This window comes from Actinacidiphila sp. bgisy145 (assembly GCF_057708125.1).
Map to the genome: position 1 here is coordinate 1 of NZ_JBYIRL010000097.1, position 3,313 is coordinate 3,313.

General features: G+C 70.6%; 1 protein-coding gene. It reads right to left on the bottom strand.

The window, feature by feature from the left end:
• Positions 1-3,313, bottom strand: a 3,313-nt coding sequence (locus AC3ERT_RS36420) for a type I polyketide synthase (RefSeq protein ID WP_435179448.1), incomplete at both ends; no start/stop codon positions are given.

The window sequence follows — 3,313 nt, forward strand, 5'->3', positions numbered from 1 at the left end:
GCAGCGCCCTCATCACCAGACGCGAACAGGCCCGACGTATCCCAGCCGCGGTTCGCCGGGAAGCCCGACATCGCATCGGCGCCTTCCGCAACCAGCCGCCAGAAACCCTCCGGATCCTCCACCCCACCCGGGAACCGACAACCCATCCCGACAATCGCCACCGGCTCATCCACCCCGACACGGACGGCAGATACAGCAGATACGGCAGCCACGCCGTCGGTCCCGCACGCCTCTGTGACCAGATACCGCGCCACCTCCAGCGGCGTCGGCTGGTCGAAGACCAAGGTCGCGGGAAGGCTCAGGCCGGTCTCGGCCGCGAGCCGGTTACGCAACTCCAGCCCCGTCAGCGAATCGATACCCATGTCACGGAACGCCCGCTCGGAATCGATGTCAGCCGAGCCGGCATGACCCAGGACAACGGCCGCAGCAGCTCGGACGATCTCCAAAACCTCCTGCTCACGCTCAACGGAACCGAGCCCGACCAACCGGGCCGCCAAACCGGCCTCGTCCACGGCCACGGCCGCGGTCGGGCGGGCGAGAGCGCCCCCGGCCAGACCCCGCAGTAGCGCGGGCACCGGCCGACCTCCACGAGACAGCCCCGTCAGGTCCAAGCGGGCCGGGACCGCCAACGGCACACCCCACGCGACCGCGGCCTCGAACAACGCCAAACCCTGCTCCGTCGACATCGGCTCGAGGCCACCACGACGCAGACGAGACATACCGGCGCCATCCAGATGCCCGGTCATCTCCGAGGTCTGTTCCCACAGGCCCCACGCCAACGACTGACCGACCAGGTGACGATCCCGGCGATAGACAGCCAGCGCGTCCAAGAACGCGTTCGCCGCGGCGTAGCTGCCTTGTCCCGCGCTGCCCATGACCGCCGCGGCCGAGGAGTACAACACGAACCCGGCCAGGCCCATGTCCTCGGTCAGCTCGTGCAGGTTCCAGGCCGCGTCAGCCTTCGCCGACAGCACCGGTGCCATCCGCTGCGGTGTCAACGACTCCACGGTGGCGTCGTCGATCACCCCGGCTGCGTGCACCACCGCCGTCAACGGACGGTCGACTGCGATCTTGGCCAGGACCGAGGCGAGGGCATCCCGGTCGGCGGCATCGCCGGCCACCACCCGCACCTCCGCACCCAGCTCAGCCAACTCCGCAACCAGACCAGCCACCCCCGGCGCCGCCGGACCCCGCCGCGACAACAACACCACATGCCGCATGCCACGCACGGTGACCAGGTGCCGGGCCAACTCCCCGCCCAGGGTCCCCGTCCCGCCGGTCATCAAGACGGTGCCCTGCGGGTCCCACTCGACGGGTGCAACTCCGGGCTCCTTCGTCACGCCCCGGGCCAGCCGACGCCCGAACACCGCCACACCGCTGCCGCCGTCAGCTGCGGGACTGATGCGGATCTCCGGCTCGTCAGCACCCAGCACCGCAGCCAAGACGGTGTCCACGTCAGCGTCACGAGTCGGGTCCAGGTCGGTGGCCGGGTCTACGTCGACCAACAGCACACGCCCCGGGTGCTCCGACTGCGCCGAACGCACCAGGCCCACCACCGCGGCACCGGCCAGGTCCTGCCCGGTGGCCGCGCCCTTGGTCCAGATCACCAACCGCGCGTTGTCCGTCTCGGGATCGGCCAGCCACTCCTGCACCCAACCCAACACCGTCGCAGCAGCCAACTGAGCCGCCTGCGGCGCCGAAACCCCCGGCGGGGCAGCCGGCACTGGCGCCACCACCACCGGAGCCACCTCGGACCCACCGTGCCGCACCCACTGCACCGCATCCGCCGAAGCCTGCGCCGGCAGCGGAACCCAGTCCACCGTGAACAGCGACTGCCGCACCTGCCGACCGGCCCCACCCAACTGCCCCGGCGCAACCTCTCGCAAAGCCAGTGACCGGGCCGCCAGCACCGGCTGACCAACACCGTCAAACGCCGTCACCGAGACCCCGCCCGACCCGGGCGCGAGCACCACCCGCAGGTGGCGGGCGCCGGCGGCCAGCAGTTGGACGCCCGACCACGCGAACGGCAACCCCGTCCGCACGGCATCACTGCCACTACTGCTGGTGGCGAGGAGACCATGCAAAGCCGCGTCGAGCAAAGCAGGATGCAGCCCGAACCCCGCCGGATCAGCCTCCGCACTCTCAGGCAGCTCAACCTCGGCGTAGACGGTGTCCCCGGCCTGCCACACCTGACGCAGGCCCTGGAACGCCGGACCGTACTGATAGCCCCGCCCGGCGAACTTCTCGTAGGCGTCGTCGACCGGAACCGACACCGCACCCGCCGGAGGCCAGACACCCAGCGGGGCGGGGACGGGCTCGCTGCCAGCCGGAGCCAACTCGCCCACCGCGTTCCGCACCCACTCGCCCTCCCCCTCACGGGAAGAGACCACGACCGTGCGTCGACCACTGCCGCCATCACTGTCGCCGACCTGGACCTGCAACTGCACGCCACCGGAAGCGGGAAGGACCAGCGGCTCCTGGAGCGTCAACTCCTCCAGGACACCGCACCCGGCCAGGTCCCCGGCGTGGACGGCCAGGTCCACGAACGCCGTCCCCGGCAACAGCACCGTGCCGTGGACCGCGTGGTCGGCCAGCCACGGCATCGCGGCCAGCGACAACCGACCCGTCAACACCAACCCATCACCCTCGGCCAGCCACACCGCAGCCGCCAACAACGCATGCCCGGAACGCTGCTGACCAGCCGACGAAGCATCCCCACGACCGGCCACCGGCTTCGGCCAATAGTGCTGCCGCTGAAACGCATACGTCGGCAGCCCAACCTTCACCGCCCGACCCTCATCGCCGGTCACCGCGGCCCAGTCCACGTCGACGCCTGCGGTCCAGGCGCTCGCCAGTGCGGTCAGCCACCGGTCCCGGCCACCGTCACCACGCTGCAAACTGGCCGCCGCGACCAGGCCCTCACCCGCCTGCGCGACCGCCATACCCAACACCGGATGCGGACTGACCTCCACAAACACCCGATGCCCCTCAGCCGCCAGCGCGGCCAGGACCTCACCGAACCGCACCGGCTCCCGCAGGTTCCGATACCAATACTCGCCATCCAGCTGGGCGGTATCCACCACCCGCGCCTCAAGCGTCGAATAGAACGGCACCGGACTACTGACCGGGGACAGTCCCGCCAGATCCTCAGCCAGACTCTCCCTCACCGCCTCGACATGTGCAGTGTGGGAGGCGTAGTCGACCGCGATCCGTCGCGCCCCGCGCTCCGCAAACGCCTCGACGAACTCCGCACACGCCTGGGCGGCGCCGGCGACCACGACCTGGCGGGGAGCATTGACCGCCGCGATCGACA